This is a genomic window from Cereibacter changlensis JA139, from assembly GCF_003034985.1.
Classification (GTDB): Bacteria; Pseudomonadota; Alphaproteobacteria; order Rhodobacterales; family Rhodobacteraceae; genus Cereibacter; species Cereibacter changlensis.
The window spans coordinates 40,913-67,629 of record NZ_PZKG01000008.1; the positions used below are offsets into that span (position 1 = coordinate 40,913).

At 66.9% G+C, this 26,717-nt stretch carries 23 protein-coding genes; 17 read left to right on the top strand and 6 right to left on the bottom strand.

From position 1 onward, the window contains the following. The first annotated feature begins 206 nt into the window (after window positions 1-206). The 10 genes from C5F48_RS03210 (at window position 207) to C5F48_RS03255 (ending at window position 12,704) form a co-directional block, all read left to right on the top strand. Window positions 207-2,342 carry a TonB-dependent receptor domain-containing protein gene (locus C5F48_RS03210; RefSeq protein ID WP_170139718.1) on the top strand — a complete coding sequence of 712 codons (2,136 nt, stop codon included), beginning with the start codon at window positions 207-209 and terminating at the stop codon, window positions 2,340-2,342. 332 nt (window positions 2,343-2,674) lie between these two features. Beyond that, window positions 2,675-3,718 carry an NAD(P)-dependent alcohol dehydrogenase gene (locus C5F48_RS03215; RefSeq protein WP_107662460.1) on the top strand — a complete coding sequence of 348 codons (1,044 nt, stop codon included), beginning with the start codon at window positions 2,675-2,677 and terminating at the stop codon, window positions 3,716-3,718. A gap of 312 nt (window positions 3,719-4,030) precedes the next feature. After that, window positions 4,031-4,912: an AraC family transcriptional regulator gene (locus C5F48_RS03220; protein WP_107662461.1), complete on the top strand. Its 882-nt coding sequence runs from the start codon at window positions 4,031-4,033 to the stop codon at window positions 4,910-4,912. A 96-nt stretch (window positions 4,913-5,008) separates the two neighbouring features. Continuing rightward, the gene (locus tag C5F48_RS03225) at window positions 5,009-5,926 is read left to right on the top strand and encodes an ABC transporter substrate-binding protein (protein ID WP_107662462.1); all 918 of its coding nucleotides are present in this window, start codon (window positions 5,009-5,011) and stop codon (window positions 5,924-5,926) included. 51 nt (window positions 5,927-5,977) lie between these two features. Then, window positions 5,978-7,480, top strand: coding sequence for a sugar ABC transporter ATP-binding protein (locus tag C5F48_RS03230; RefSeq protein ID WP_107662463.1), 1,503 nt, complete (start codon window positions 5,978-5,980; stop codon window positions 7,478-7,480). Further along, a complete protein-coding gene (locus C5F48_RS03235; protein ID WP_107662464.1) occupies window positions 7,470-8,441 on the top strand; it encodes an ABC transporter permease in 972 nt (323 codons plus the stop codon). The genes C5F48_RS03230 and C5F48_RS03235 overlap by 11 nt, the downstream gene beginning before the upstream one ends. Continuing rightward, a complete protein-coding gene (locus tag C5F48_RS03240; protein ID WP_107662484.1) occupies window positions 8,441-10,060 on the top strand; it encodes an FGGY-family carbohydrate kinase in 1,620 nt (539 codons plus the stop codon). The genes C5F48_RS03235 and C5F48_RS03240 overlap by 1 nt, the downstream gene beginning before the upstream one ends. Next, window positions 10,044-10,760 (top strand): SDR family oxidoreductase, encoded by a 717-nt coding sequence (locus C5F48_RS03245; RefSeq protein ID WP_107662465.1) that lies wholly within the window; start codon window positions 10,044-10,046, stop codon window positions 10,758-10,760. Before C5F48_RS03240 ends, C5F48_RS03245 begins: the two co-directional genes overlap by 17 nt. A 26-nt stretch (window positions 10,761-10,786) precedes the next feature. Then, on the top strand, window positions 10,787-11,515 hold the full coding sequence (locus C5F48_RS03250; protein ID WP_107662466.1) for an SDR family oxidoreductase: 729 nt from the start codon (window positions 10,787-10,789) through the stop codon (window positions 11,513-11,515). Window positions 11,516-11,870: 355 nt separating this feature from the next. Next, on the top strand, window positions 11,871-12,704 hold the full coding sequence (locus C5F48_RS03255) for an endo alpha-1,4 polygalactosaminidase (protein ID WP_211314666.1): 834 nt from the start codon (window positions 11,871-11,873) through the stop codon (window positions 12,702-12,704). 209 nt (window positions 12,705-12,913) lie between these two features. Here C5F48_RS03255 and C5F48_RS03260 read toward each other — a convergent pair whose 3' ends face one another. After that, complete coding sequence (locus C5F48_RS03260; protein ID WP_107662485.1) at window positions 12,914-13,531, bottom strand: TetR/AcrR family transcriptional regulator; 618 nt, start codon at window positions 13,529-13,531, stop codon at window positions 12,914-12,916. A 149-nt stretch (window positions 13,532-13,680) separates the two neighbouring features. On the opposite strand from C5F48_RS03260, the gene hpbA reads away from it, so the two are divergent. The 5 genes from hpbA (at window position 13,681) to C5F48_RS03285 (ending at window position 19,759) form a co-directional block, all read left to right on the top strand. Then, entirely contained in the window at window positions 13,681-15,717 is a 2,037-nt protein-coding gene (gene hpbA / locus C5F48_RS03265; protein ID WP_107662468.1) for an N-methyl-L-proline N-demethylase HpbA, read from the top strand. Window positions 15,718-15,816: 99 nt separating this feature from the next. After that, window positions 15,817-16,794: a glycine betaine ABC transporter substrate-binding protein gene (locus C5F48_RS03270; protein ID WP_107662469.1), complete on the top strand. Its 978-nt coding sequence runs from the start codon at window positions 15,817-15,819 to the stop codon at window positions 16,792-16,794. 84 nt (window positions 16,795-16,878) lie between these two features. After that, the gene (locus C5F48_RS03275) at window positions 16,879-17,922 is read left to right on the top strand and encodes an ABC transporter permease (protein WP_107662470.1); all 1,044 of its coding nucleotides are present in this window, start codon (window positions 16,879-16,881) and stop codon (window positions 17,920-17,922) included. An 11-nt stretch (window positions 17,923-17,933) separates the two neighbouring features. Next, entirely contained in the window at window positions 17,934-18,965 is a 1,032-nt protein-coding gene (locus C5F48_RS03280; protein WP_107662486.1) for a quaternary amine ABC transporter ATP-binding protein, read from the top strand. Window positions 18,966-18,982: 17 nt separating this feature from the next. After that, window positions 18,983-19,759, top strand: a complete 777-nt coding sequence (locus C5F48_RS03285; RefSeq protein ID WP_107662471.1) for a pyrroline-5-carboxylate reductase family protein — start codon at window positions 18,983-18,985, stop codon at window positions 19,757-19,759. Here C5F48_RS03285 and C5F48_RS03290 read toward each other — a convergent pair. Then, complete coding sequence (locus C5F48_RS03290; RefSeq protein WP_107662472.1) at window positions 19,756-20,637, bottom strand: LysR substrate-binding domain-containing protein; 882 nt, start codon at window positions 20,635-20,637, stop codon at window positions 19,756-19,758. The two genes, C5F48_RS03285 and C5F48_RS03290, sit on opposite strands and share 4 nt — an antisense overlap. Window positions 20,638-20,751: 114 nt before the next feature. Here C5F48_RS03290 and C5F48_RS03295 point away from each other — a divergent pair, with 114 nt between their 5' ends. Further along, a complete protein-coding gene (locus C5F48_RS03295) occupies window positions 20,752-21,993 on the top strand; it encodes an aromatic ring-hydroxylating oxygenase subunit alpha (protein WP_107662473.1) in 1,242 nt (413 codons plus the stop codon). Window positions 21,994-22,059: 66 nt separating this feature from the next. Here the strand turns inward: C5F48_RS03295 and ehuA are convergent, their stop codons facing one another. From ehuA to C5F48_RS03315, 4 genes are all read right to left on the bottom strand, one after another. After that, entirely contained in the window at window positions 22,060-22,878 is an 819-nt protein-coding gene (ehuA, locus tag C5F48_RS03300; RefSeq protein WP_107662474.1) for an ectoine/hydroxyectoine ABC transporter ATP-binding protein EhuA, read from the bottom strand. Then, on the bottom strand, window positions 22,875-23,546 hold the full coding sequence (gene ehuD, locus C5F48_RS03305; protein WP_107662475.1) for an ectoine/hydroxyectoine ABC transporter permease subunit EhuD: 672 nt from the start codon (window positions 23,544-23,546) through the stop codon (window positions 22,875-22,877). The genes ehuA and ehuD overlap by 4 nt, the downstream gene beginning before the upstream one ends. 3 nt (window positions 23,547-23,549) lie before the next feature. Then, entirely contained in the window at window positions 23,550-24,218 is a 669-nt protein-coding gene (ehuC, locus tag C5F48_RS03310; RefSeq protein WP_107662476.1) for an ectoine/hydroxyectoine ABC transporter permease subunit EhuC, read from the bottom strand. Between the two features lie 102 nt (window positions 24,219-24,320). Then, window positions 24,321-25,154: a transporter substrate-binding domain-containing protein gene (locus C5F48_RS03315; protein ID WP_107662477.1), complete on the bottom strand. Its 834-nt coding sequence runs from the start codon at window positions 25,152-25,154 to the stop codon at window positions 24,321-24,323. 586 nt (window positions 25,155-25,740) lie between these two features. Here C5F48_RS03315 and C5F48_RS03320 point away from each other — a divergent pair. Beyond that, window positions 25,741-26,717 (top strand): sensor domain-containing diguanylate cyclase (locus C5F48_RS03320; RefSeq protein ID WP_107662478.1); only part of this gene is annotated, 977 nt, incomplete at its 3' end.

The following is a 26,717-nucleotide window of genomic DNA, read 5'->3' on the forward strand; positions in this document are numbered from 1 at the left end:
TTCACGGCGGGTCGGTGCGACCCGGGGGATTAAAGACGCGTGACTGGCGCTGCGGGCGAGGGCCCCGGCTGGCGGCGTTGTGCGGAAGCACGGAGATTGTTGACTCTATCTGTCAGGTTAAGTATCGCCTTCCGCATCGTCGATCAAGCCTCAACCGCATCGCCAGCGAGACTGCCAGCGCCCGTGCTCCTGCCCAAGGGTTCCGCATGTCCACTGGTCTTCTCCCCGCGCCCCGCGCGCGCCTCTTCCTGTCCACCGCCGTGATCCTCGCCTGCGCCGGCCCTGCCGCGGCGCAGGAGGGCGAGGGCCCCATCACCCTGCTTGCCCGTCTCATCTTCGGCGCCGGGACCGAGCGCGTCGCTATCGACACGCCGCAGGCCGTCACCGTGATCGAGCAGGAAGACCTCGACCGCGAGCAGCCGCTGACCATCGGCGACCTCTTCGCCTCGGTTCCCGGGGTGCAGGCAGCCGGCGCCTCGGCGCGCATTGCGGGTCAGGCCTTCAACATCCGCGGCATCGGCAACACCGAACAGACCGCCAGCGAAGCCCGCATCGCCGTCACGGTGGACGGCGCGCCGAAGTTCTTCGAGCAATACCGCATGGGGTCGTTCTTCGGCGATCTGGAGCTGTTCAAGCGGGTCGAGGTGCTGCGCGGCCCCGCCTCCTCGACGCTCTACGGCTCGGGCGCCATCGGCGGCGCGGTGAACTTCACCACCAAGGACGCGTCGGATTTCCTCGCCCCGGGCAAGACCACGGCGCTCCGGTTCAAGACCGGCTACGACAGCAACGGCAACGGCAAGCGGGCAGGGGTGATCTATGCCACCCGACCGACCGAGAACGCCGAACTCCTCGGTGCGTTGAACTGGTCTACCGGGCAGGACCAGCAGGACGGCGACGGCACCGACATCGCCGGCACCGCCTATGACCGCTGGTCGGGGCTCGCCAAGGGCAGCTTCAGCTTCGGCGACGAGGGCGAGCAGTCGTTGAGCCTGTCGGTCTCGCGCAGCGACAGCGATCTCGACGACACCATCGTCGCGCAGACCGGCGGGGCGGCGGCGGCGGGCTTCGGCACCGCTGATCTCCACACGCTCGACGACACGTTCACCCTGACCTATCGGCACGGCTTCGCCGCCAATCCGCTGCTCGATATCACCGCGACGGCGTTCTGGACCGATACCGAGGTGAAGAAGGACGACTTCTCCTTCGGCTTCCTCTGCGCCCCGGGGCAGACCCAGGTGCTGTGCGAGTCGGATTTCGCCTATCGCACCAAGGGGGTGAAGCTCGAGAACACCTCCGACCTCAGCAGCGGCGTCTGGGAGAATTACGTGACCACCGGCCTGCAACTGTCGGAGCAGGAACGCGTCGCCACCTCGTCGCAGGGCGCGCTGGCCTTCCACCCCGAGGGCACGGACCGGCGGCTGGGCCTCTATGCGCAGGGCGAGTTCACCTGGAACAACCGGCTGACGCTGATCCCCGGCCTGCGCATCGACATGGGCGACATCACCCCGAGCGACGCGGCGGCGGCCGCCGGAGGCAGGAACCAGTCGGAGACCTCTGTCTCGCCGAAGCTGGCGGCGATGTACCGGATCGACGACAGCTGGTCGATCTTCGGATCGCTGGCGCGGACCGAGCGGATGCCGACGCTGGACGAGCTCTATTCCACCGAAGGCCCGGCTTCCCGCGGCCCCGGTCTGATCGCCGTGCCGCGCACCGCCAGCCTCGATCTGGAGAAGGAGGAGGCCGAGACCATCGAGCTCGGCTTCACCTTCCAGCGCGACGGGCTGATTTCCGGCGACGACAGCCTGAAGCTGAAGGCGACCGCCTTCCGCAACGATGTGACCAACCTGATCGCCACGACCGACCGCCCCATCGTGCCGGTCGGCACGCCGGGATCGGTGGCCTATTACTCCAACGTCGATGAAGCCGAGATCTGGGGGGCGGAACTGGAGGCCGCCTATGACGCCGAGGCGTGGTTCGCGCAGCTGGCCTATTCCAATGTCCATTCGCGCGACGGCGAGACCGGCCTGACCTTGGCCGACACGCCCGCAGAGAATGTGGCCATCACCCTTGGCCGCAAGCTTCCGGCGCGGAACCTGACCCTTGCCTGGCGGGCGAGCTATTTCGACGCAATCACCACCTCCTCGGCGGCGACCAGCGCAGGCAGCTACGACACGCATGACGTCTTCCTGACCTGGACGCCCGAGGACGGCGCCTTCGGCGGCTTCTCCCTGAACGCGGGCATCGACAACCTGTTCGACGCGACCTACCGCAACAATCTGGTGCAGGACAACGCGACCGGCCGGTCGTTCCACATCTCGCTGGCGAAGACGCTGGACTGGTAAGGCGTTGTGGCTTTGGGAGGGGGCGAGGGGCGCATGCAGGAGTGCGCCCACCGCCTCGGATCGGGGCCTCAGCCCGCAGACCTCTTCAGCAGGCTGCTGGAGAACCCGCGTCGGTCGATGTTCCGCTGACAAAACACCGCAGGGAACTGCCGTGCGGGAAGCGGGAATGTCGCGGCATCCCCCTGCAGGACGCTGCGCAGGATGGCGATCAGAAGTGGTATGTTTTTTCTGCTCCCGGGGAATTTTTCGATGTGCCTGCGGCAAGGGATTTACATTGCCCATTGCGGCGTGTTGATCGTGATCTGTTGGGAATGTCGGGTCGAGGAACCATCATGGCAATGTCACTGGTACTGGAGAAGAAGGGCTGCTTGGCGCTTCGCTCCATCGATGCGGTCCCGGAGCTGACCGCGACGGACGTCCGTATCGCGGTCAGGACCGTGGGAATATGCGGATCGGATGTCCATTATTACACCCACGGCAAGATCGGCCCCTTCGTGGTGGAGCAGCCGATGGTGTTGGGCCATGAGGCCTCGGGTGTCGTCATCGCGGTCGGTCGTGACGTGACCCATCTGAAGGTCGGCGACCGCGTCTGCATGGAGCCCGGCATACCGGATCCGACGTCCCGCGCCTCCAAGCTGGGGATCTACAACGTCGATCCCTCGGTGCGGTTCTGGGCGACCCCGCCGATCCATGGCTGTCTGACGCCTGAGGTCGTCCATCCGGCGGCATTCACCTATGTGCTGCCCGAGTCCGTGTCCTTTGCCGAAGGGGCCATGGTCGAGCCCTTTGCCATCGGCATGCAGGCCGCCTCCCGCGCCCGCATCCAGCCGGGCGACATCGCGCTTGTGACCGGGGCCGGCCCCATCGGGATGATGACCGCGCTTGCGGCGCTGGCCGGGGGCTGCGCGAAGGTCTTCGTGTCGGACCTGGCGCAGCCCAAGCTCGACATCATCGGCGCCTATCCGGGGATTGAGACGATCAACATCCGCAATACCTCCGCCGCGACGGCCATCGCCGATGCGACGGGCGGCTGGGGAGCGGATGTGGTGTTCGAATGCTCGGGCGCGGCGCCTGCCATTCTGGGTCTGCCCCAGCTGGCCCGTCCGGGCGGCGCGGTGGTTCTGGTCGGCATGCCGGTCGATCCGGTCCCGGTCGATATCGTCGGGCTTCAGGCGAAGGAGCTGCGGATCGAAACCGTTTTCCGCTACGCCAACATGTACGACCGGGCGATCGCGCTGATCGCGGCGGGCAAGGTGGATCTGAAGCCGCTGATCTCCGCCACGCTGCCGTTTGCAGACAGCATCGCGGCATTCGATCGCGCCGTCGAGGCGCGGGACACCGACGTCAAGATCCAGATCGAGATGCCCGAGAGCTGATCGCGGGTGAGCGAAAAGTATAGGCCCGCACTGGGCTGATTATGGAAGGCCGCATCCGCTTCGGATGCGGCCTTTTCCGTCATTCCCCGCGGAGCTTCAGCCTGCTATGCTGCATGGCAGCAATCTGGCTTCGTGTTGACGGCGGGCCGGTGCTGGCCGTTGATGAATATCACGCGTCCGGCGTCAAAAAAGTATCAGAACTTTTCCCGTGCCGTCGTGGCTGCACCCGCTGATCCATGTTAATTGTAGGGCAGTGCCTGGAGGAGCCGGCGTCGTCTTGACGACCCGTGCTGGCGCGGAAAGGGGGAGGATATGCAGCCTGATCTGGAGCTGGTTCATATACGCAAGGGCGAGTCCTTCGCGGCCTGGAAGCACGGCTATCCCTTCCGGACCGTGCGCTGGCATTTCCACCCCGAATACGAGATCCACCTGGTCGTTGCGACCTCCGGCAAGTTCTACATCGGCGATCACGTCGGCGACTTCGGTCCCGGCCAGTTGATCATGACCGGCCCGAACCTGCCGCAGAACTGGATCAGCGACATCAGTCCCGGCGAGATCGTGCCCTGTCGCACCGAGGTCATCCAGTTCCCCGAGAGCTTCGTCGACCGGGCCTGCGCCTTCCCCGAGATGGAGGGCGTCCGGAGCCTGCTGGAGCGCAGCCGCCGGGGCATCCTGTTCGATGATGTGACGTCCCGCGCCGTGCGGCCGCTCATGAGCCTGCTGATCGAGGCTCGGGGGGTGCGCAGGCTGGGGCTGTTCTTCCAGATCTTGGACCTTCTGGCGAACGCGCCGAAGTCGCAGACCCTGGCGAGCCTCAGCTTCGTGCTGGATCTGCAGCGCTCGGGCGACTCGGACATGAACCGCGCTCTCGGGCATCTGCGTGAAAACCTGCTCGAGCCGGTCAGCGAAACCGAGCTGGCCGACCTGACCGGGCAGAGCCAGAGCGCATTTTCGCGATCCTTCAAGCGCCATACCGGCACGACGCTGGTGCGCTACCGCAACCAGATGCGGATCGACCTTGCCTGCCACATGCTGCTGTCGGACCCTGAGGCCAAGGTCGCCGACATCTGCTTCGACGTCGGGTTCTCGAACCTGTCGAACTTCAACCGCCATTTCCTCAAGCTGAAGAAGATGGCGCCATCGGAGTTCCGCGCGACCTTCGCCGCCAACCAGACGATCCGCATGGCTGGCTAGGATCGGCGCCCCACCCCATACCCTTCGACCCCGCAGGCTCTTCGGCCTGCGACCGGAGGGGGACTACCGACTGCACAACTCAACGGGAGGACTAACATGAAGACCTTGCTCAAGACCGCATCCGTCGCTGCTTTGGCGTTGGCCGCAACGGGCGGCATGGCCGCAGCCCAGGACGATCAGCTGACCATCGGCATGACGTTCCAGGAGATGAACAACCCCTATTTCGTCTCCATGCAGGAGGCCCTGAACGAGGCCGCCGCGCAGATCGGCGCCCGGGTGATCGTGACCGATGCGGGCCATGACGTGGCCAAGCAGATCTCCGACGTCGAGGACATGCTGCAGCAGGGCATCGACATCCTGTTGCTGAACCCGACCGACAGCGCCGGTGTGGAATCCGCGGTGCGCATGGCCAAGGATCAGGGCGTGATCGTGGTGGCGGTCGACGCCAATGCCAACGGCCCGGTCGACACCTTCGTCGGGTCGAAGAACCGGGATGCAGGCTACCAGTCCTGCGCCTACATGGCGGAGGCCTTGGAGGGCAAGGGCGAGGTCGCGATCCTGGACGGCATCCCGGTCGTGCCGATCCTGCAGCGCGTCGAAGGCTGCAAGGCAGCCCTCGCGGAACATGAGGGCATCACCCTGGTCGACACGCAGAACGGTCGTCAGGACCGCTCGGTCGCTCTCGGCGTGGTCGAGAACATGATCCAGTCGCATCCGAACCTGGCCGGCATCTTCTCGGTCAACGACGGCGGCGCCATGGGCGCGCTGGCGGCCATCCAGGGCTCGGGGCGCGACATCAAGCTGACCTCGGTCGACGGCGCTCCCGAGGCGGTGAAGGCCATCGCCGACGGCACGGCCTTCATCCAGACCACCGCGCAATTCCCGCGCGACCAGGTTCGCGTGGGTCTCGGCATGGCGCTGGCGCAATACTGGGGCGCCCGCGTGGTTCCCACCGAGGTGCCGATCGACGTGCGCACCGTTGACGCCGAAAACGCCGCTGACTTCAGCTGGTAAGAACCCGGCCGCGCCCCTTTGCGGGGCGCGGCCAGCCACAGGGGAGACGTGATGCTGGAACTCAGGGGAATACGCAAAAGCTTCGGCCGGATCGAGGTCCTGCATGGCGTCGATCTGCAGGTCCGCGCCGGCGAGGTTCACGCCCTGCTGGGCGAGAACGGTGCGGGCAAATCGACCCTGATGAAGATCGTCAGCGGCATCATTCAGCCTAGCGAGGGGCAGATCCTGATCGACGGGCAGCCCCGGCATTTTCCGACCTATGACGCGGCGATTGCAGCCGGCATCGGTATCGTCTTTCAGGAATTCAGCCTGATCCCCGGCTTGAACGCGGTCGAGAACATGTTCCTGGGGCGGGAGAAGCGCAACGCTTTCGGCCTGCTGGACCGCAAGGCGATGCGCACCCGGGCGCAGGCGATCCTGAAGAAGCTGGAAGTCGATCTGCCGCTGGACGTGCCGATCGCCCGGCTGTCGGTCGCCGAACAGCAATTCGTGGAGATCGCCAAGGCCCTGTCGCTGGAGGCGCGCATCCTCGTGCTGGATGAGCCGACCGCGACCCTCACCCCGTCGGAAACCGAACACCTGTTCAAGGTCATGCGCGAGTTGCGCGCCTCCGGCGTGGCGATCGTCTTCATCTCGCACCACCTGGACGAGATCTTCGAGATCTGCGACCGGATCACCGTGCTGCGCGACGGCCAGTATGTCGGCAGCACCGATGTGGCTGACGTGACCGTCGACCAGTTGGTCGAGATGATGGTCGGTCGGCGGATCGAGAACAGCTTTCCCCCCAAGCCCACTCTGGAGCCCGCCGCCCGCATCGTGCTCGAGGCCGTGGAGGTGCAGCTGCGTCGCGGCGGCCCGGTATCCTCCTTCCAGCTGCGCGCGGGCGAGATCCTGGGCTTCGCCGGTCTGGTCGGATCGGGCCGCACCGAGACGGTGCTGTCGATCCTCGGCGAATATGCGGCGGCGCGCTGCACGGTTCGCGTCGACGGAGCCGAAAGACGCCTGCGCGACGCTGCAGACGGGCTGGCGCATGGCATCGGCCTCTTGCCCGAGAGCCGCAAGGATCAGGGGCTGATCACCGCCTTCTCCATCCTGCAGAACGTGTCCCTGAACAATTACGGCAAGTACCAGCGGGGCCACTGGTTCATCGACTTCAAGAAGGAACTGGCCTGCACGCAGACGGCGATGGATCAGGTCCGCGTCAAGGCGCAGGGGCCGCGCGCCCGCGTCGACACGCTGTCGGGCGGCAACCAGCAGAAGGTCGTGATCGCCCGCTGGCTGAACCACGACATGCGCGTGCTGATCTTCGACGAGCCCACGCGGGGCATCGATGTCGGCGCCAAGGCCGAAATCTATCAACTGATGCGCGACTTCACCGCGCAGGGATACGCCATCATCATGATCTCGTCCGAGCTGCCTGAAATCATCGGCATGGCCGATCGCGTCTGCGTCTTCCGCTCCGGCGGAATCGTCGCGACGGTCGAGGGCAGCGCGATCACCTCCGAACAGATCATGACACACGCCACCACGGGGAAGGTTCACCATGTCGCATGACGCCACTGTCGCAAGCACCGCAAGGCATCGCGCCCTCGACTGGCTGCTGCATTCGCCGCTGGCGCTGCCGCTGGTCGGCCTGATCGTCGTATCGGTCCTGATGACCTTCGCCAGCGACAATTTCTTCACCGTTGACAACGTCCTGAACGTGCTGCGGCAAGTGTCGGTCGTGGGCATTCTGGCGGTAGGCATGACTTTCGTCATCCTGACCGGCGGCATCGACCTGTCGGTCGGCGCGGTCATGGCCCTGGCTGGGACGGCCGCGGCCGGCGTGATGGTGAACATGGGCCTGCACGGCGGTCTCGGCATCGCCGCCGCTCTGCTGGTCGGGGTCGGCCTGGGCCTGTTCAACGGCGCGCTGGTGGCCTGGGGCAAGATGCCCGCGATCATCGTGACGCTGGCGACGATGGGCATCGCCCGCGGTCTGGGGCTGATCTATTCGGGCGGCTATCCGATCAGCGGGCTGCCGGGCTGGGTGTCGTGGTTCGGCGTGGGCCGCATCGGCATCATCCCGGTGCCGGTCATCATCATGATCATCGTCTATGCGCTGGCCTGGGTGCTGCTTCAGGGCACGTCCTTCGGTCGCCATGTCTATGCCATCGGCGGCAACGAGACCGCGGCCCGCCTGTCCGGCGTGCGCACGCGGCAGGTGAAGCTGGCGGTCTATGCAATCTCGGGGCTGACGGCCTCCCTGGCGGCCATCGTGCTGACCGGCCGTCTCATGAGCGGCCAGCCCAATGCGGGCGTGGGTTTCGAGCTGGACGCCATTGCCGCCGTCGTGCTGGGCGGGACGGCCATTGCCGGCGGACGCGGGCTGATCCTCGGCACGCTGATCGGGGCGGTGCTCTTGGGCATCCTGAACAACGGCCTGAACCTGATGGGCATCAACCCCTATCTGCAGGACGTCATCAAGGGCCTGATCATCCTGCTGGCGATCTACATCGGGCGTGAGTGGCGCTGATGGATCGTCACGTCATCGGCATCGATGTCGGCACCGGATCGGCCCGCGCAGGCGTCTTCGACGCGCGGGGCGCGCTGCTCGGCACGGGGAAATGCGACATCGCCATGCACCGCCCCGACGGGCGCATCGCCGAGCAGTCCAGCGCGCAGGTCTGGGATGCGGTCTGCGCGGCGACGCGCAAGGCGCTGGCGCAGGCGGGGATCGACCCGGCCAGCGTCGCGGGCATCGGGTTCGATGCGACCTGTTCGCTGGTCGTGGTGGGCGATGCGCCCCTGGGCGTCGGCGATCCGGACCACCCAGAGCGCGACATCATCGTCTGGATGGACCACCGCGCCGTGGATCAGGCTGCACGGATCAACGCGGGCGGCCACGCGGTGCTGCGCTATGTCGGTGGCCGCATCTCCCCGGAGATGGAGACGCCCAAGCTGCTCTGGCTCCAAGAGAACCGCCCGGAGGTCTTTGCCGCGGCCCGGCACTTCTTCGACCTGACCGATTTCCTGACCTGGAAGGCCACGGGCAGCACGGCGCGATCCACCTGCACCGTGACCTGCAAATGGACCTATCTTGCGCATGAGGCCCGCTGGGACGCCGACTACTTCCGCGCGATCGGGCTGGGCGTTCTGGCGGAGGAGGGCTTCGCCCGCATCGGCACGGAGGTCGTTCCTCCCGCGACCCCCTTGCAGCAGGGCCTGTCCCCGGACGCCGCGTGCGCCATGGGCCTGCCCTCCGGCATCGCCGTCGGCGCCGGGTTGATCGACGCGCATGCGGGAGGCGTGGGCACTGTGGCCGCCGCTGGCGAGCCGGTGGCGACGCTCGGCTATGTCTTCGGCACCTCGTCCTGCACCATGACGACGACACGCGAAGCGGCCTTCGTGCCCGGCGTCTGGGGGCCGTATTTCTCGGCGATGATGCCCGGCATGTGGCTGAACGAGGGCGGGCAATCGGTGGCGGGCGCGGCCATCGACCATCTGCTGCGGCTGCATCCGGCGCATGATCAGGCTGTCGCACTGGCGCAGGCGCAGGGCCTGTCCTTGCCGGAATGGCTGGCAGACCAGGCAAGCCCCGAGACCGTGCGGGAGGCAGCCCACCTGCATGTCGTGCCGGAGTTCCTCGGCAACCGCGCCCCCTTCGCCGAACCGCAGGCCCGCGCCATCCTCAGCGGGCAGGGGATGGAGACGGGCCTGCCGTCCCTGGTGGCGCTGTATGTCGCGGGGATCTGCGGGTTGGGGTATGGCCTGCGCCAGATCATCGCGACGCAGGCCGCGCATGGCGCCGAGGTCCGGCGGATCGCCATCAGCGGCGGCGCCGGGCGCCATCCGCTGATCCGACAGCTGCTGGCCGACGCAACCGGCTTGCCCGTGGACGCCGCGAGCAGCGAAGAGCCCGTCCTGCTGGGGGCCGCCATGCTGGGCGCCGTGGCCGGTGGCATCTTCTCCGATCTGGAAGCGGCGATGCCCGCCATGTCGAGCGTGCAGACCACGCATCATCCCGCGCCCGACAGTCGGGCGCTGCACGCCGCACGCTATCAGGCGTTCCTGACGCTCCAGGCCACCGCGCGTGACCTGCGAGGCGTGGTGGACGCCGCATTGAAAGGAGACCAAGATGCCGTTCACGGGTAAATCCGTCATCATCACCGGCGCAGGCAAGGGCATCGGTCGGGCGACCGCCATTCTGCTGGCCGAACGCGGCGCGCGCGTCGTCGCCATCAGCCGCACGCAATCCGATCTGGACAGCCTGCCGGCAGCCGAGGCCATCGTTGCCGATCTCTCCGATCCGGCAGCCGCGCGGGCCGCGATGGCGCAGGCGGGAACCTGCGATTTTCTGGTGAATTGCGCCGGCACCAACGTGCTGGAAAGCCTGCTGGACATGTCCGACGCTGGCTATGACGCCGTGATGGGCATCAACCTGCGCAGCGCTCTGATCTGCGCGCAGGAATTCGCGCGCGCCCGGATCGCGGCGGGCGGTGGCGGCGCCATCGTCAACGTGACCAGCATCGCGGGCCATCGCGGCTTTCCCGACCATGTCGTCTATGCGGCCTCCAAGGCCGGGCTGGAAGGCGCAACCCGGGTCATGGCGCGCGAGCTGGGCCCGCACGGCATCCGCGCCGTGGCCATCGCCCCGACCGTCACCCTCACCGAACTGGCAGCCGCCGCCTGGAGCGAACCGACCCGGCGCGACCCGATGATGGCCCGCCACCCGATGGGCCGCTTCGCCGAGGCCGAAGATGTCGCCCGCGCCATCGCGCTGCTGCTGTCGGACGATGCGGCCATGATCACCGGGGCGGCCCTGCCCCTCGACGGCGGCTTCCTGGCCGTCTGACGATACATACACCCAAGGAGAATACGATGTCGCAAGATCTGCATGGCAAGGTTGCCGCTATCACCGGGGCCGCCTCGGGCATCGGGCTGGCGGCCACGCGCGCTCTGCTGGCGGCGGGCGCCCGCGTGGTGCTGGTGGACCGCAATGCCGACGCATTGGCCGGTCTGACCAGCGAGCTGGGTCCGAACGCCGTGGCGCAGGTGACCGACCTGCTGGACGCCGACAGCTGCAATGCGATGGTGCCCGAGATCCTGGAGAAGGTCGGCCAGATCGACATCCTCATCTGCAACGCGGGCAGCTATATCGGCGGCGATCTGGTCGATACCAATCCCGCCGCCATCGACCGGATGCTGAACCTGAACGTGAATGCGGTGATGAAGAACGTCCACGCGGTCGCGCCGCATATGACCGCGCGCGGCTCGGGCGACATCATCGTCACCAGCTCCATCGCCGGCCATGCGCCGATCCATGTCGAGCCGGTCTATTCCGCCTCGAAATGGGCGGTGACCTGCTTCGTCCAAACCATGCGCCGCCAGCTGATGGGCCAGGGCGTCCGCGTCGGGCAGGTCTCGCCGGGCCCGGTGATCTCGGCCCTGCTGGCCGATTGGGAGCCGGACCGGCTGCAGCGCATGAAGGACGCCGGCGCACTGATGGAACCGGTCGAGGTTGCCGACGCGCTCATGTACATGCTGACGCGCCCGCGCAACGTGACCATCCGCGACATGATCGTGCTGCCCAGCAACTTCGACGTCTAGAAAGAGCTGAGCCAGAGCGGCAGCAGAGAGGGCTCGGCAGTGCGTCGTTTCAGATGACGCACTGCGATCGGGACGGAGGCGGTCCGGCGCTTGGCGACTGCACCTGCCACGACCGATGTGAAAAGCCATCAGGCGGCCGCCTGGGTGCGTCGTCAGGCGCTGCAATCGTTTCGTCAGAATGGCGCTTGCCGGTCTCCTGCTCCCGCCTTGGCTTCCGCTCGAACGGAGCGCAGCCGAATGTGTGCGTCGGTTCACGGCCCTCACGACGGCTGCCAATAGGATGCCGGTTGGATACAACCCCGAACTGGCAAGGTCACCTGAGCGCTGAAAGCGTACGAACTTCATTGCTGATGCGGTGGCGCATCTTTCGCTATTGATACCATCAGGTACACAACAGGACGCCATGCGTATCGTAACCGTGATCCTTGCCGTTCTGCTGCAGCCTTCGCTGGCGCATGGCGGTCCTTTGCCTGCCGGGGCCTTGGCCGACTACCAACTCGGGGGCGGCTATCCGCCGCCTGCCGGCGTCACCGTCGTCGTGCGCGACAGTACCGATCAGCCAGCGCCCGGCTATTTCAGCATCTGCTATGTCAATGGCTTCCAGACCCAGCCGGGGGTTGATTGGCCGGTCGATCTTCTGGTCCCGGGACCGGGCGGGGCGCCGCTGGCCGATCCGGGCTGGCCTGATGAGTTCCTCCTCGACATCTCGACTGATGAGGGCAGGGCGGCGAACCTTGATCTGGTCCTGCCTGCGATAAGGGCCTGCGCGGACAAGGGGTTCGACGCCATCGAGTTCGACAATCTGGACAGCTATACGCGGGCGGAAGGGAGACTGTCGCTGGACGACGCGCTGTCCTTTGCTTCGCTTCTCGTCAGCGCGGCGCGCGGCCTTGGGCTGGCTTCGGGCCAGAAGAACACCCCGGAGCTGGGCAGAAGGGGCAGGGACGAGGTCGGGTTCGGCTTCACCATGGTCGAGGAATGTCATCGTTGGGGGGAATGTGCGGCCTATACGGACATCTACGGGGCGGGGCAGGTGCTGGGCATCGAATATGCGGATGACCTGCGCGGAAGCTTTGCCGATGCCTGCGCCGATCCGGATCGTCCGGCAAGCCTGATCCTGCGCGACAGAGAACTGGCTCCCGCCGGCGCTGCCGGCCATGTCTTCGGGGCCTGCGCCCCGCGCCGGTGACCAGGAACCTTGCCCGCAGCGCCGATCAGGGCGCTGCCGTGCAAGCCATGCCGGTCTCTGAAGCGACTTGCCCCGGCAAAGCCCGCACAGGTGTCGCGATCCGCAGATCCGGGCGCTGAGCGGGGCAATGGTGCGACGGGCAGGCCAGGATGACCGGTTCGAGAAGATCGGTGACGGCGGCAGCCCCGCCATCGCGTTCGGCTGGTCCCTCAGGAAAACCGGGCGCGGAAACGGGCCATTTCGCGGTCGGTGGGGGCGGCGCCGGTGTAGATCTCGACATAGGTCGGGATGCGCAGCAGGCGGGTCTCGATCGTCTCGTTGGCCTGCATCGAGATATAGCCGATCTGAACGAGATAGATCGTGCGGGCGCGCACGTCGGCCTCGCCGGGGGCGTGGCCCCAGCGCACGAGCATCGCCTGAAGCGCGGCGAGGCGGGCGGCGTCGGCGCTCTCGATCCGGGCCGCCACCGCCGCGTTCTGCAGCGCCCAGCTGCGCACCGCGAATTCCAGCCGCGAATCGAACCCGTCCGACAGGAAACAGCTGAGGACGTTCAGCATCGCCTCGGCCCGGGTTTCGGCATATTGTGCGGCCGAGCCGATCAGCGGCTGGGTCGTGCGCGTCTCCCACATCTCCAGAAGGGCATCCAGCAGCTCCTCCCGCTCCTGGAAGAACCAGTAGAAGCTGGTCCGCGACAGGCCCAGCTGCTTGGCAAGTATCTGAATCTTCACGGCGTCCACGCCGTTTTCGACCAGCGCGCGATAGCCCGCCTCGAGCCAGCCCTCGCGCGATCCGCGCCACCCGGTCTCTGTGTTGTCGCGTGCTTTCATGCTCAGGGGATAGAGCCTTCCCATGCCCGTTTCAATCGCCAAGATTTCAAGCATGTATGGCCTCTGGTCACCTGCGACATTTTAATTGACACCTGTGAACATTTTGCGCGATGACATTGGTGTGAAGCTCCACCGAAAAGGCAGATGCGATGTCGAACGATCCTCTCCTGCAGCCGTATCAGCTCAAGCATCTGACGCTTCGCAACCGGATCATGATCACCAGCCACGAGCCGGCCTATCCCGAGGACGGGATGCCGAAGGAGCGGTACCGAGCCTATCACGTGGAGCGGGCGAAGGCGGGCGTGGCGCTGACGATGACCGCGGGATCGGCCTCGGTCGCCAGAGACAGCCCGCCGGTGTTCAACAACATCCTCGTCTGGAAGGACGAGGTGGTCGGCTGGATGAAGCAGCTGGTGGACGAGTGTCACGACCACGGCGCGGCCGTGATGATCCAGCTGACGCACCTCGGCCGCCGCACCCGCTGGGACAAGGCCGACTGGTTGCCGGTGGTGGCGCCGAGCCACGAGCGTGAGGCCGCGCACCGCGCCTTCCCGAAGCGGATGGAGGACTGGGACATCGCCCGCATCATCGGCGACTTCGCCGATGCGGCTGAGCGGATGAAGGCGGCAGGCGTCGACGGGATCGAGCTGGAGGCTTACGGCCACCTGCTCGAGCAGTTCTGGTCGCCGCTGACCAACGACCTCGAAGCGCCTTACGGCGGGAGCCTCGACAACCGGCTGCGCTTCACCTTCGACGTGCTGCGCGCGATCCGCGAGCGCTGCGGCGACGAGTTCATCGTCGGCCTGCGCTACACCGGCGATCAGGACCTGCCGGGCGGCATGGCGAAGGCCGAGGGGATGGAGGTCTCGCAGAAGCTGAAGGCCAGCGGCCTCGTCGATTTCCTGAACGTGGTGAAGGGCCATATCGACACCGATCCGGGTCTCACCGACCTGATCCCGATCCAGGGCATGCGCAGCGCGCCGCATCTCGACTTCGCGGGCGAGATCCGGGCCGCGACCAACTTCCCGGTCTTCCACGCCGCGCGCATCCCGGATGTCGCGACCGCACGCCACGCCATCGCCAGCGGCAAGCTCGACATGGTGGGGATGACGCGGGCGCATATGGCCGACCCGCATCTGGTGCGCAAGGTCATCGAGGGGCGCGAGGACGACATCCGGCCCTGCGTCGGCGCCAACTACTGTCTGGACCGGATCTATCAGGGCGGCATGGCCTTCTGCCTGCACAATGCGGCGACGGGTCGCGAGCAGACGATGCCGCAAAGCATTCCGGCGGCGGAGGCGAAGAAGCGGATCACCATCGTCGGCGCCGGTCCGGCGGGGATGGAGGCGGCCCGGGTCGCCGCCGAGCGCGGCCATGCCGTCACCGTCTTCGAGGCGGCGGACCGGCCGGGCGGCCAGATCCGCCTGACGGCGCTGGACGAACGGCGGCGCGAGATGATCTCCATCATCGACTGGCGCACGGCGCAATGCGAGAAGCACGGCGTCACCTTCAACTTCAACAGCTTCGCCGATGCGGCGGATGTGCTGGCGACCGGGCCCGACGAGGTGATCGTGGCCACCGGCGGGCTGCCGCATGTCGAGGTGCTGGAGAGCGGCAACGATCTGGTCTGCTCGGCCTGGGACATCCTGTCGGGCGATGTGAAGCCGGGGCAGTCCGTGCTGATCTTCGACGACGCGGGCGATCACGCGGCGCTTCAGGCGGCGGATCTGATCTCGGCCACCGGCGCGCAGGTCGAGATCGTGACCCCCGACCGGAGCTTCGCGCCGGAGGTCATGGCGATGAACCTCGTGCCCTACATGCGCAACCTGCAGAAGCGCGACACGACCTTCACCGTCACATGGCGCCTGCTCTCGGTGGCGCGCGAGGGCAACCGGCTGCGCGCGGTGCTGGGCAGCGACTACGGCGATGTCCGGCGCGAGCGTCTGGTCGATCAGGTGGTGGTCAACCACGGCACCCGGCCGCTGGACGATCTCTATTTCGAGCTGAAGCCGCTCTCGCGCAATCTGGGCGAGGTGGATTACGACGCGCTGACCGAGGGACGGGCGCAGGCGCTCGACCAGAACCCCGGCGCCGCGTTCCGGCTGTTCCGCATCGGCGATGCGGTGTCGGCGAGGAACACTCATGCGGCGATTTATGACGCGCTGCGCCTCGTGAAGGATCTGTAAATATACCCGCCTCCGATGGGGGCGGATCATCGGACCGGAAGGGGGGCGAAGACCTCCCGCTGAAAACGCCACCTCATCACCTCCAACAGGGAAACGCTCATGAAACTTCTTGCTTCGACAACGGCCCTTCTCCTCGGCAGCGTCTTCGCCGCCCCCGCCATGGCGCAGGATGGCCAGTGCGGCGATCTGTCGATCGCCCAGATGGGCTGGGCCTCGGCCGAGATCATGACCGAGGTCGCCAAGTTCCTGCTGGAGCAGGGCTATGGCTGCTCGGTCGATCTGGTGAAATCCGACACGATCCCCGCCATCACCTCGGTGGCAGAGAATGGCGAGCCGGATATCGTGACCGACCTCTGGCTGAACTCGGCCGGCGAGGCCTATACCAAGCTGGAGCAGGCCGGCACCATGGTCACGCTGACCAACGTGCTCGATCCGGGCGGCGTCGAGGGCTGGTGGCTGCCGACCTATCTGGTCGAGGCGCATCCCGAGCTCGCCACCATCGAGGGCGTGATGGCCAACCCCGAGCTGGTCGGCGCGCAGTTCAACAACTGCCCCGAGGGCTGGGGCTGCCGCGTGGTGAGCGACAACCTCGTGCGCGCGCTCGACCTCGAGGCGTCGGGGATCAAGGTGTTCAACCACGGCTCCGGCGAAACGCTGGCCTCGTCGATGGGCTCGGCCGTGACCTCCGAGCAGCCGTGGTTCGGCTATTACTGGGGGCCGACCGTGCCGCTGGGCAAGTACCCGATGACCCGCGTCGCCCTCGGTGCCTATGACGCGGACAAATTCGCCAACCTGCAGAACCCCAATGCTCCCGAGCCGCAGGTGTCGGATTTCCCGGAGGCGCCGAGCGTCACTGCCGTCACCGCCAAGCTGGTGGAGGAGAAGCCCGAGGTCGTCGAATTCCTGCGCAAGATGACGTTCAAGACCTCGGAAATGAGCGCGCTTCTGGCCTGGCAGGACGAGAACAAGGCCTCGGCGCAGGAAGCCGCGGTGCAGTACATCTCCACGAGCAGCGCCGACTGGTCCACCTGGCTCTCCGACGGCGCGCGCGAGAAGCTCTCGACGCTGATCAAGTAAGCCGTTCCCTGTCTAGGATGCTGCCGGCGCTCCCCTCGGGGCGCCGGCGGTTTGACGGGTTTCAGGACGCAGGGGGGCGCATGCATGGCCAGCTATGACAGGCTGTTTGAAATACTCGGGCTGAGCGACTGGTGCGCGCGCGGCGAAAGCGGCGGCGGGCCGATGTCCATGGCCGATCTGCTGGCCCAGGCGCAGGGCGGGGCGGGAGAGGAAACCTCTCTCTGGTCGCTGCCGATCCCCTCGCTGAACGCGCTGCACGATGCCTGCGCTGCCTTTCCGCAGACCCGCGACCTGACGCTGGGGCTGGAGCGCGGCTTTCTGTCGGCGCGTGACGTGCTGCGCGTGGTGCTCGACCCGCTGACGCAGCCGCTGTCCTGGATGCTGAGCGAGACGATCTGGCTGATGACCGCGACGCCGTGGTTCGTCATGCTGCCGATCCTGCTGCTGCTGACCTGGTTCGTGTCGCGCTCGGCGCAGGTGCTGGTGCTGGTGGCGGCCGCGCTGGCGACGCTGGCCTTCGTGGATCACTACACCGAGGCGATGCAGACCTTGGCGATCATCTTCGTCTGCGCCTTCATCTGCGTGCTGTTCGGCGTGCCCATCGGCATCGCCATGTCGCGCAGCAACCGGCTGCAACGGGTGATGACGCCGATCCTCGACATGCTGCAGACCCTGCCCGCCTTCGTCTATCTCATCCCGCTGATCTTCCTGTTCAGCGTGACCGAGCCGAAGCTCTACGGCATCGCCATCATCCTCTACGCCATCGTCCCGGTGATCCGGCTGACCGATCTCGGCATCCGGCTTGTGGACCGCGACGTGATCGAGGCGGCGGATGCCTTCGGCATGACCAAGCAGCAGAAGCTTTTCGGGGTGCAGATCCCGCTGGCGCTGCCCAACATCATGGCGGGCGTGAACCAGACCATCATGATGAGTCTGGCCATGGTGGTGATCGCCTCTCTGGTGTCTGCCCCCGGTCTGGGCGTGCTGGTGCTGCGCGGCATCCGCAATCTGGAGCTGGGCGTCGGGTTGATCGCGGGCTTCGGCATCGTGCTCCTGGCGATCATTCTGGACAGGGTGACCAAGTCGGCGCTGGCCCGGCTGGATGCCAGCAAGGCGGGCCGGGGATGAAGGGCGCAGCGATGAACAGACCTGTCAAAGTTTCGATCCGCCATCTCTACAAGATCTTCGGCGACACTCCGCAGGCGGCGCTGGCCGATGTGCTGGGCGGGATGAGCAAGGCCAACCTGCTGGCGACGCGCCGCCACGTCCTCGGGCTGTCGGACATCAACATCGACATGCACGAGGGCGAGATCACGGTCATCATGGGGCTCTCCGGGTCGGGCAAGTCGACGCTGATCCGCCATCTCAACCGGCTGATCGAGCCGACGGCGGGCGAGGTGCTGGTGGATGGCGAGAACATCCTGACCTTCAACGAGACCCGGCTGCGCGATCTGCGCCGCAAGACCATGTCGATGGTGTTCCAGAAATTCGCGCTGCTGCCGCACCGGACGGTGCTGCAGAACGCCGGGATGGCGCCGGCCACCACCGGCATCCCGATTTCGCGCTACCAGCCCGATGCACAGAAGTGGCTGGAACGGGTCGGGCTTGGCGGTTACGGCGACCGCTACCCGCATCAGCTCTCGGGCGGGATGCAGCAGCGGGTGGGGATTGCCCGCGCCCTGACCTCGAACTCCGGCATCATGCTGATGGACGAGGCCTTTTCGGCGCTCGACCCGCTGATCCGCACCGACATGCAGGATCTGCTGCTGGAGTTGCAGCGCGAGCTGCACAAGACCATCGTCTTCATCAGCCACGACCTCGACGAGGCGCTGAAGCTTGCCGACCATCTGGTGATCCTGAAGGACGGGCTGGTGGTCCAGCAGGGCGAGCCGCAGGAGATCCTGCTCAATCCGTCCGATCCCTATATCGAGGCCTTCGTCGGCGACATCAACCGCGCGCGGGTGCTGCGCGTCCGTTCGGTCATGGTCGAGGGGCCGGTCGAGGGCGAGATCGCCGGCAGCGTCGATGCGGATGACAATCTGGAGCATGTGCTTTCCCTGTCGGAGGGCAACCCGACGCACCGCTACCGGGTGACGCGCAAGGGCGAGCCGGTGGGCATGCTGGAGATGACGACGCTGATCCGGGCGCTGGTGCCGAAGCGCGCGGCCTGATCCGGGGAGAGACAGCGATGCGGATCGGGATCATCGGCGCGACAGGCTGGCTTGGCTCGGCGCTGGGGAAGCGGCTGCTGGAGCTGGGTCTGGTCGCGGCGGAGGATCTGGTGCTGCTGAACCGCAGCGGCCCGCGCCCCGACTATCACGGGCACGACCGGGTGAGCTGGGCGAAGGACCCCTCGGATCTGGCGCGGCAGGTCGATGTCGTCGTGCTGTCGGTCCGGCCGCAGGACTGGCCTGCGCTGGACCTGCGGGCGGAGGACAGGCTGGTGCTGTCCTTCATGGCGGGGGTGCGGGGGGAAGCCTTGAGCGTCTGCGGTGGCCGCGTGGTGCGGGTGATGCCCAATGCGGCGGCGGAGATCGGCCAGTCTTACTCGCCCTGGTGGTCGGCATCCGAGCTCTCGGGTGCCGACCGGGCGACGGTGACGCAGGTGCTGTCGGCCATCGGCGCCTCGGACGAACTGGACTCGGAAGACCAGATCGACCTGATGACGGCGCTTCCGGGATCGGGCGCAGCCTACCCGGCGCTGATGGCGGTCGCGATGGCCGGGTTCCTGCGCGAGCGGGGCGTGGCGGAGCAGATCGCCTGGCGCTCGGCCGAGGCGGCGGTCTGCGGCGGGGCGCAACTGCTGGCCGGGCGGATCGCCGAGGCGCCGGCGATGGTCGCCGCCTACCGCGACTACCGGGGCGTCACGGCGGCGGGGCTGGAGGCGGCGGAAGAGGCCGGTTTCAGCCGGGCGATCCTGCGGGCGCTGGAGGCGGCGACAGAAGCGGCCCGCAAGCTCGGCTAGGTCGCGTTCTCCACCAGCCAGCGCGCGAAGAGCCGGGCATTGGCCGAGGCGCGGGGCCGGACCCGCAGGCAGAAGGGCACCGTGGAGGGGATGCTCTCGGGCACGAGGTTCACCAGCCGCCCGCGCGCCAGCATCCCCTGCATCAGCCCCTCCCAGCCCAGAACCGCGCCGACATCGTCCTCCGCCGCCTGCAGCGCGATCATGTGGTTGTTCACGAGGAAGCTGCGGCCGCGCGGGGCAGGGTGGCCAAGGGCGCGGAACCACTCCTCCCAGCCGGTCCAAGGAGAGTCTTCGCCGCTCAGATGCACGAGGGGCGCGCGCAGCAGATCGGTGACGCTGTGGACCCGGTGTTCGGCGGCGAAGTGGGCAGTGCCGAGCGCCACGATCCGGTCGCGGAACAGTTCCTGCCAGTCGTCGCCGTCGCGCGCGGGGGCCATGTAGCCGATCGCCATGTCGTGCCGTCCCGCGGCAGGCTCCACGTCGCTGACGATCTGCGCGACGGTGATCGAGGGATGGGTCTTCCAGAAGGTGGTGATCTTCGGCGTCAGCCACAGCGCACTGACCGCCGTGGTGGCGCGGATGGTCACGTCCACCGCCTGCGGCCGTTCGCGCAGATGGGTGACGGCGGCGGAGATCCCCTCGAAGCCGCGCTGCAGCGCCACGAGCAGGAAGGCGCCCTTCTCGGTGAGCCCGACGCCGCGATGGCGGCGCAGGAACAGCGCGCAGCCCAGATCCTCCTCCAGCGCCTTGATCTGATGGCTGACGGCGGCAGGCGTGACGTTAATCTCGTTTGCCGCAGCCTTGAAACTGCCATGCCGCCCCGCCGCCTCGAAACAGATCAGCGCCGTCATGGAGGACAAGTCGTAGGGGCGTTCCATCCTGTCGGTCCCGTGCTGTATTCAGATGAGCTGAAGTAATCCTGAGTGAAATTTTCTGCCATTGTCAACGCGGCTTCGCCGCAGGACACTCGGCGCAAAGACAGGGGAGCCATCATGTCCGCCACCGAGACCAGCATCCAGACCCTGCTCGCGCGCCGCCGTCCCGGCCACGCGCTGGAGCAGCCGTTCTACACCTCGCCCGAGATCTACCAGCTGGATCTGGAGCATATCTTCTACAAGGACTGGCTCTTCGCCATCCCGGCCTGCCAGCTGACCAAGGCCGGAAGCTACGTGACGCTGCAGGTCGGGGCCTATCAGATCGTCATCGTCAAGGGCGCGGATGGGGAGGTGCGGGCCTTCCACAACACCTGCCGCCACCGCGGCTCGGTGATCTGCAAGTCGCGCGAGGGCAAGGTGGCCAAGCTGGTCTGCCCCTACCACCAGTGGACCTACGGGCTGGATGGCAAGTTGCTCTGGGCCAACAGCATGGGGCCGGAGTTCGATCCGACCGCGCATGGCCTGCGCAGCGTGGCGCTGCGCGACCTGCACGGGCTGATCTACATCTGCCTGTCGGACACGCCGCCGGATTTCGACGCCTTCGCCGAGCAGGCCGCGCCCTATCTGGGCGTGCATGATCTTCGCGACGCCAAGGTGGCGCATAGCTCCTCGATCATCGAGAAGGGCAACTGGAAGCTGGTCTGGGAAAACAACCGCGAGTGCTACCATTGCAGCGGCAATCACCCGGCGCTCTGCCGGTCCTTCCCGCTGGACCCCGAGATCGCCGGCGTCTCGGCCGACGGCTCGATCTCGGCGACGTTGCAGGGCCATTTCGACGCCTGCGCGGCGTCCGGCGCGCCGGCGCAGTTCCTGCTGAGCGCGGACGGCCAGTATAGGCTGGCCCGGATGCCGCTGCAGCACCCGGCGGTCAGCTACACGATGGATGGCGCGGCGGCGGTGCGGCGGCAGCTGGGCCGGGTGGCGAAGCCCGATGCCGGATCGCTTCTGGTGTTCCACTATCCCAGCACCTGGAACCACTTCCTGCCCGACCACTCCCTGACCTTCCGCGTGACCCCGATCAGCCCGACCGAGACCGAGGTGACGACCACCTGGCTCGTCCACAAGGACGCGGTGGAGGGCGTGGATTACGACCTCAAGCGACTGACCGAGGTCTGGATCGCCACCAACGACGAGGACCGCGAGATCGTGGAGACCAACCAGACGGGCATCTTCTCCCCCGCCTACACGCCCGGCCCCTATTCTCCGAACTGGGAAAGCGGCGTGATCCAGTTCATCGACTGGTATGCGGAGTGGATGGAACGCGCCCTCCCGGCGGAAGCGAGGCTGGCGGCGGAGTGAGGGAAAGGCCGCAGCCGGAACTGCGGCCCTCCGATCCGGCGGAGCGGGACTCCCGCTCCGCCCCGCTCAGTTCGCGTCGAACACCGCGCTGAGGAATTGCTGGGTGCGGTCTTCCTGCGGCTCGTCGAGCAGGTCGGTCGGCGGGCCCTGTTCCTCGATCCGGCCGCCGAAGAAGAAGCAGATCCGGTCCGAGATCTCGCGGGCGAAGCCGATCTGGTGCGTCACCATCAGCATCGTCAGGCTGTGCTGGTCGACGAGGTTGCGGATCACCGTCGTCACCTCGTTGATCACCTCGGGGTCCAAGGCCGAGGTGACCTCGTCGAACAGCATCACCTTAGGCCGCATCGCCAGCGCCCGGGCGATCGCCACCCGCTGCTGCTGGCCGCCCGACAGGCGCGAGGGGTGCTGGTCGCTCTTCTCGGCCATGCCGACCATCTCGAGAAGCTCCATCGCCCGCTCACGCGCCTCGTCCTTGGAGATACCAAGCACCTGCACCGGGCCTTCCATGCAGTTCTCCAGCGCCGTCATGTGCGGGAACAGGTTGAAATGCTGGAAGCACATCCCGATCTTCGAGCGCATCTTCCGCATGTGGGCCTGGTTGGCTCGCACCAGCTTGCCGTTCTTCTCCATATGGGTCAGCGGCTCGCCGTCGATGTAGATCACGCCCTCGTCGATCTTCTCCAGCGTCATGATCATCCGCAGGACGGTGGTCTTGCCCGACCCGGAGGGGCCGATGATCGTCACCATCTCGCCGGCGGCCACGTCGAGGTCGAGCCGGTCCAGCACCACGAGGTCGCCGTAGCGCTTGCTGACGTTCATGAAGCGGACCATCGGCACGTCGGGGCCTTCCAGCTTCAGCGGGTAATGGATGGTCTTGTCGGTCATTTGCTCAATCCAAGTCTGCGGCGGGTCGCCGCCTCGAACCGCCGGACGAGCCAGGCGGCAGGCAGCGAGATCGCCAGGAAGATCAGCCCCACCAGGGTGTAGGGCTCGAGATAACGGTAGTTCTCTGCGCCGATGGTGTTCGCCGTGTGCATCAGCTCGCCGACGCCGATCACCGACAGCATCGGCGTGTCCTTGAAGATCCCCACCAGATAGTTGCCCATCCCGGCGATCGACGGCGGCAGCGCCTGCGGGATGATGATCCGGCGATAGGTGGCGGCGGTCGACATGTTGATCGCCCGCGCGGCTTCCCACTGGCCCTTGCCGATGGATTCGATCCCGCCGCGGTAGACCTCTGAGAGATAGGCCGCGTAATGCAGGCCGATGGCGGTCAGACCCGCCGTCCAGGGCGAGAGCCGCAGCCCGATCTGCGGGCCGACGTAGTAGATGAAAAACACCTGCAGCAGCAGCGGGGTCGAGCGGATGAACTCGACCAGTTCGCGCACCACCAGGGTCAGCGGCTTCCACGGCGTCCGCTGGGCCAGCGCGAGGATCAGCCCCAGCACCAGCGCCACCAGATAGCCGCCGCCGGCCGCGAGCAGGGTCTTGCCGGTGGCCTCGATCAGCCGCGGCAGGATCGACCAGGTGAAATCCCATTGCCAGTCGAACATGGGTCAGGCCCTCCCCAGGCGGCGCGCCATGGCACGTTCCAACCAGCGCATCAGCGGCGTGACGAGGAAGCGGGCGAAGACGTAGTAGATGATGAGCGCCGTGCCGAAGGCCTGCGCCGATTGGTAGGTGGTGCCGTTGATCTGGCGCGACATGAACATCAGGTCGGCGACCGAGATCAGCGCGACCAGCGCGGTGCCCTTGAGGATCTCGACCATCATGTTACCCCAGGGCGGCAGCATGATCGCCAGCGCCTGCGGCAGGATGATGCGCCGCATCCGCTTGGCCGGCGACATGTTCAGCGCCAGCGCGGCTTCCCACTGGCCCTTGGGCACGGAAAGCACCGCGCCGCGCACCAGCTCGGCCCCATAGGCGCCGAAGCAGGCCCCGACGGTGACGAAGCCCGCGACGAATTTCGGCAGCTCCAGCCCCATGAGCGGCAGCACGAAGTAGATCCAGTAGAGCTGCACCAGGAGGGAGGTGCCGCGGAAGATCTCGATATAGACGGTGGCGACCGCCTTCAGCGGACGCGAGGGCGCCAGCGTCAGCAGGCCCGCGATCACCGCGAGGGTGATGGCGACCAGCGCCGACAGCACGAACTGGGCCAGGGTGATCGCGGTGCCGTTGACCAGCTGGTCGGCATGCCGCGACAGGAATTCCAGATAGGATGACATTGGCTCGGTGGCCTTTTCTGTTTGCTTGCGCCCCTCAAAAGAAGACGATCCGGATGGCGGCTTCCGCCATCCGGATCATCATTCCTTTCGGGCCGAAAAGGCTCAGCCGGCGTTGCAGGCGTCTTCTGTGGTCAGATCGCCGGGCAGGAAGGCCGGGATGTAATCGTACTCTGCGACCGTCTCCATCATCTCGTCGGAGCCGAGGTACTCCTGCAGCGCCGCGTTGAATTCCTCGCGGAACGCATCGTCATCCTGCGGGAAGCCGATGCTCACCACCTGCTTGTCGCGGCCCTCGAAGCCGGCCGGGTCGGTCATGTCGACCTGCTCGTCGGCTTCCGACAGCAGCCGCGCCTCGATCGTGTTGGTCGCCCCGGCGTCGGCGCGGCCGGCGCGGACCGCGGCCAGCATCTCGGTCGGGCCGGGCACCTGCATGATCTGGCTGTCCGCCACGCCCGCCGCGCGACTGTCGGCGACGGTGTTGTAGCCCGAGACCGTGGCCATCCGCAGATCCTGGTCGATGAGATCCTGATAGGTCGCGATCCCCTTGGGATTGCCCGCCGCGACGATGAAGGCATCGCCGAAGGCGCCGATCGGGTCGGAGAAATCGACATTGGCGCAGCGCTCGGGCAGCACATACATGCCGCCGGTGATCACATCGACCCGGCCGGCCTTGAGGCTGGGGATCAGCGCCGACCAGTCGGTCAGCACCGGCTCGACATTCTCGTGACCCATCTTCTGCAGCACGCCGATGGTGATCGCGTTGACGAAGCCCATCGCCGAGCCGTCATCGCCCTGATAGGCCCAGGGCGGCGACGCCGCGAAGCCCAGGCGGACCGCTTCGCCGGCGTCGACACGGTCCTGAAGCTGGCCCGCCGTCGCGCCGGCTCCACAGAGGGCAGCGAAGGATGCGGCAAGGGTGGCTTTGGCTAGGGTCATGGTCTTCCTTTCGGTTTTTCCGTTTTCCGAACAGCATTTCCGGTGCATCGCACCGCGCCGTCCGGGGTCGAGTCAGGAGAGGATGGCGGTGCGTCTGTCGACGAACCGGCGGTGCAAGCGATCTCTGTCAGTGCTCGCGTCGAGCCCCCGGAGACGGGGGCAGGGAGGTTTGGTCCGCAGGTGGCGGCTCGTAAGCCTGCCACGCCTGGCGCGCACCATTCTCAGGTTTCATGAGGTCCTATCTAGCACGGTGGCGTGAGGATTTCCACCCGACGGGGCAAAAAGGCGCCAAACGGGCTCATGCATCGGCGGGCGAGCGACCCTGCCGGCGCTCTCGGGAAGGCAGAAAAGCCAACAGTTTCCCCTTCGTCTTGCCACGCCCCAAGAACTCCTGGCGCCCCGGCGGCAGACCTCTCGGCAATCAGGCGAAGCAGGCCGTATTTGACCGGTGGCGCGCTTGCATGTGCAGTCGTCATGGCTTCTACCGGCCGGGCAGAGGGCCATCAGCAACAGGCGGAGCATCGACGTGACACAAGAGGACAACACCGGATCGCCCCAAACCCAAGCCTCGGGCCGCGCAGGTCTCATGGCAGCCGTCACGCGGCGCATCCGCGGCCAGTCGCTGCGCAGCTGGATGCTGATCGCGATGGTCTGCGCGGTGCTGCCGCTGCTGATCAGCGCCCTGACCGGTTACTCGGTCTATCACCGGACCATCGTCCAGCCGTTCCGCGATGTCATGACGAGGCAGCATGACGTGCTGCTGGAATTCGAGCGGATCCAGAGCGGGTTCTGGACCCTGTCCTCGGCCATGAACAAATACGCCCTGACCGGCGACGAGACCTATCGCGAGGTCTTCGAGACGGCCCGGCAGCGCGTCGAAGAGGAATTCCGCAACATCGAGGCCAACACCGGCGCCGACCCGCATCTGAGGGATCAGCTGACGGCGATGCGCGCCATCTGGTCGCGGCTGTCGCGGGATGCGCAGGAGGTCCTGAACCAGCGCACTGGGACTGAAGGCTCGGGCGTGTCGAATGTCGCGGCGGCGCTCGCCGTGGAGCAGGAGTTCCCCGTCGCCGCCAACCAGCTCGAATCGGTGCTGATGCGGATCCGCGACGTCAGCGAGGCCAACCATGCCAGGGCGCTGGAGGCCTTCCGCCGGCTCGAATACTGGGCGCTGGCCGCGATCCTCGTCTCCATCGGCATGATGGTTCTCGGCGGCTACATCGTGAACCGGGCCATCGTGCTGAGCGCCGATCAGCTGGTCGCCGGGGCAAAGCGTGTCTCCTCGGGCGAGCACGGCACCCCGGTGCAGATCAGCGTGCCGCCGGAGCTGGCCGCCGTGGCCGACGCCTTCAACCGCATGACCCGGAAGATCGTCGAGCAGGAGACCCGGCTGGTCGAGCAGGCGCGCCGCGACGGGCTGACCTCGCTGCTGAACCGGCGCGAGTTCGACCTGCGGCTGGAAGAACGCATGGACAGCCTCGCCGCCGGGGGCGCGCCCTTCGCGCTGCTCCTGGGCGATGTGGACCACTTCAAGCAGATCAACGACGCGCATGGCCATGT

What these genes read in the sequence shown, in the direction of transcription:
- C5F48_RS03210 (WP_170139718.1), top strand. Translation starts at nt 207, where the DNA reads ATGTCCACTGGTCTTCTCCCCGCGCCCCGCGCGCGCCTCTTCCTGTCC.
- C5F48_RS03215 (WP_107662460.1), top strand. Translation starts at nt 2,675, where the DNA reads ATGGCAATGTCACTGGTACTGGAGAAGAAGGGCTGCTTGGCGCTTCGC.
- C5F48_RS03220 (WP_107662461.1), top strand. Translation starts at nt 4,031, where the DNA reads ATGCAGCCTGATCTGGAGCTGGTTCATATACGCAAGGGCGAGTCCTTC.
- C5F48_RS03225 (WP_107662462.1), top strand. Translation starts at nt 5,009, where the DNA reads ATGAAGACCTTGCTCAAGACCGCATCCGTCGCTGCTTTGGCGTTGGCC.
- C5F48_RS03230 (WP_107662463.1), top strand. Translation starts at nt 5,978, where the DNA reads ATGCTGGAACTCAGGGGAATACGCAAAAGCTTCGGCCGGATCGAGGTC.
- C5F48_RS03235 (WP_107662464.1), top strand. Translation starts at nt 7,470, where the DNA reads ATGTCGCATGACGCCACTGTCGCAAGCACCGCAAGGCATCGCGCCCTC.
- C5F48_RS03240 (WP_107662484.1), top strand. Translation starts at nt 8,441, where the DNA reads ATGGATCGTCACGTCATCGGCATCGATGTCGGCACCGGATCGGCCCGC.
- C5F48_RS03245 (WP_107662465.1), top strand. Translation starts at nt 10,044, where the DNA reads ATGCCGTTCACGGGTAAATCCGTCATCATCACCGGCGCAGGCAAGGGC.
- C5F48_RS03250 (WP_107662466.1), top strand. Translation starts at nt 10,787, where the DNA reads ATGTCGCAAGATCTGCATGGCAAGGTTGCCGCTATCACCGGGGCCGCC.
- C5F48_RS03260 (WP_107662485.1), bottom strand. Translation starts at nt 13,531, where the DNA reads ATGAAAGCACGCGACAACACAGAGACCGGGTGGCGCGGATCGCGCGAG.
- hpbA (WP_107662468.1), top strand. Translation starts at nt 13,681, where the DNA reads ATGTCGAACGATCCTCTCCTGCAGCCGTATCAGCTCAAGCATCTGACG.
- C5F48_RS03270 (WP_107662469.1), top strand. Translation starts at nt 15,817, where the DNA reads ATGAAACTTCTTGCTTCGACAACGGCCCTTCTCCTCGGCAGCGTCTTC.
- C5F48_RS03275 (WP_107662470.1), top strand. Translation starts at nt 16,879, where the DNA reads ATGGCCAGCTATGACAGGCTGTTTGAAATACTCGGGCTGAGCGACTGG.
- C5F48_RS03280 (WP_107662486.1), top strand. Translation starts at nt 17,934, where the DNA reads ATGAACAGACCTGTCAAAGTTTCGATCCGCCATCTCTACAAGATCTTC.
- C5F48_RS03285 (WP_107662471.1), top strand. Translation starts at nt 18,983, where the DNA reads ATGCGGATCGGGATCATCGGCGCGACAGGCTGGCTTGGCTCGGCGCTG.
- C5F48_RS03290 (WP_107662472.1), bottom strand. Translation starts at nt 20,637, where the DNA reads ATGGAACGCCCCTACGACTTGTCCTCCATGACGGCGCTGATCTGTTTC.
- C5F48_RS03295 (WP_107662473.1), top strand. Translation starts at nt 20,752, where the DNA reads ATGTCCGCCACCGAGACCAGCATCCAGACCCTGCTCGCGCGCCGCCGT.
- ehuA (WP_107662474.1), bottom strand. Translation starts at nt 22,878, where the DNA reads ATGACCGACAAGACCATCCATTACCCGCTGAAGCTGGAAGGCCCCGAC.
- ehuD (WP_107662475.1), bottom strand. Translation starts at nt 23,546, where the DNA reads ATGTTCGACTGGCAATGGGATTTCACCTGGTCGATCCTGCCGCGGCTG.
- ehuC (WP_107662476.1), bottom strand. Translation starts at nt 24,218, where the DNA reads ATGTCATCCTATCTGGAATTCCTGTCGCGGCATGCCGACCAGCTGGTC.
- C5F48_RS03315 (WP_107662477.1), bottom strand. Translation starts at nt 25,154, where the DNA reads ATGACCCTAGCCAAAGCCACCCTTGCCGCATCCTTCGCTGCCCTCTGT.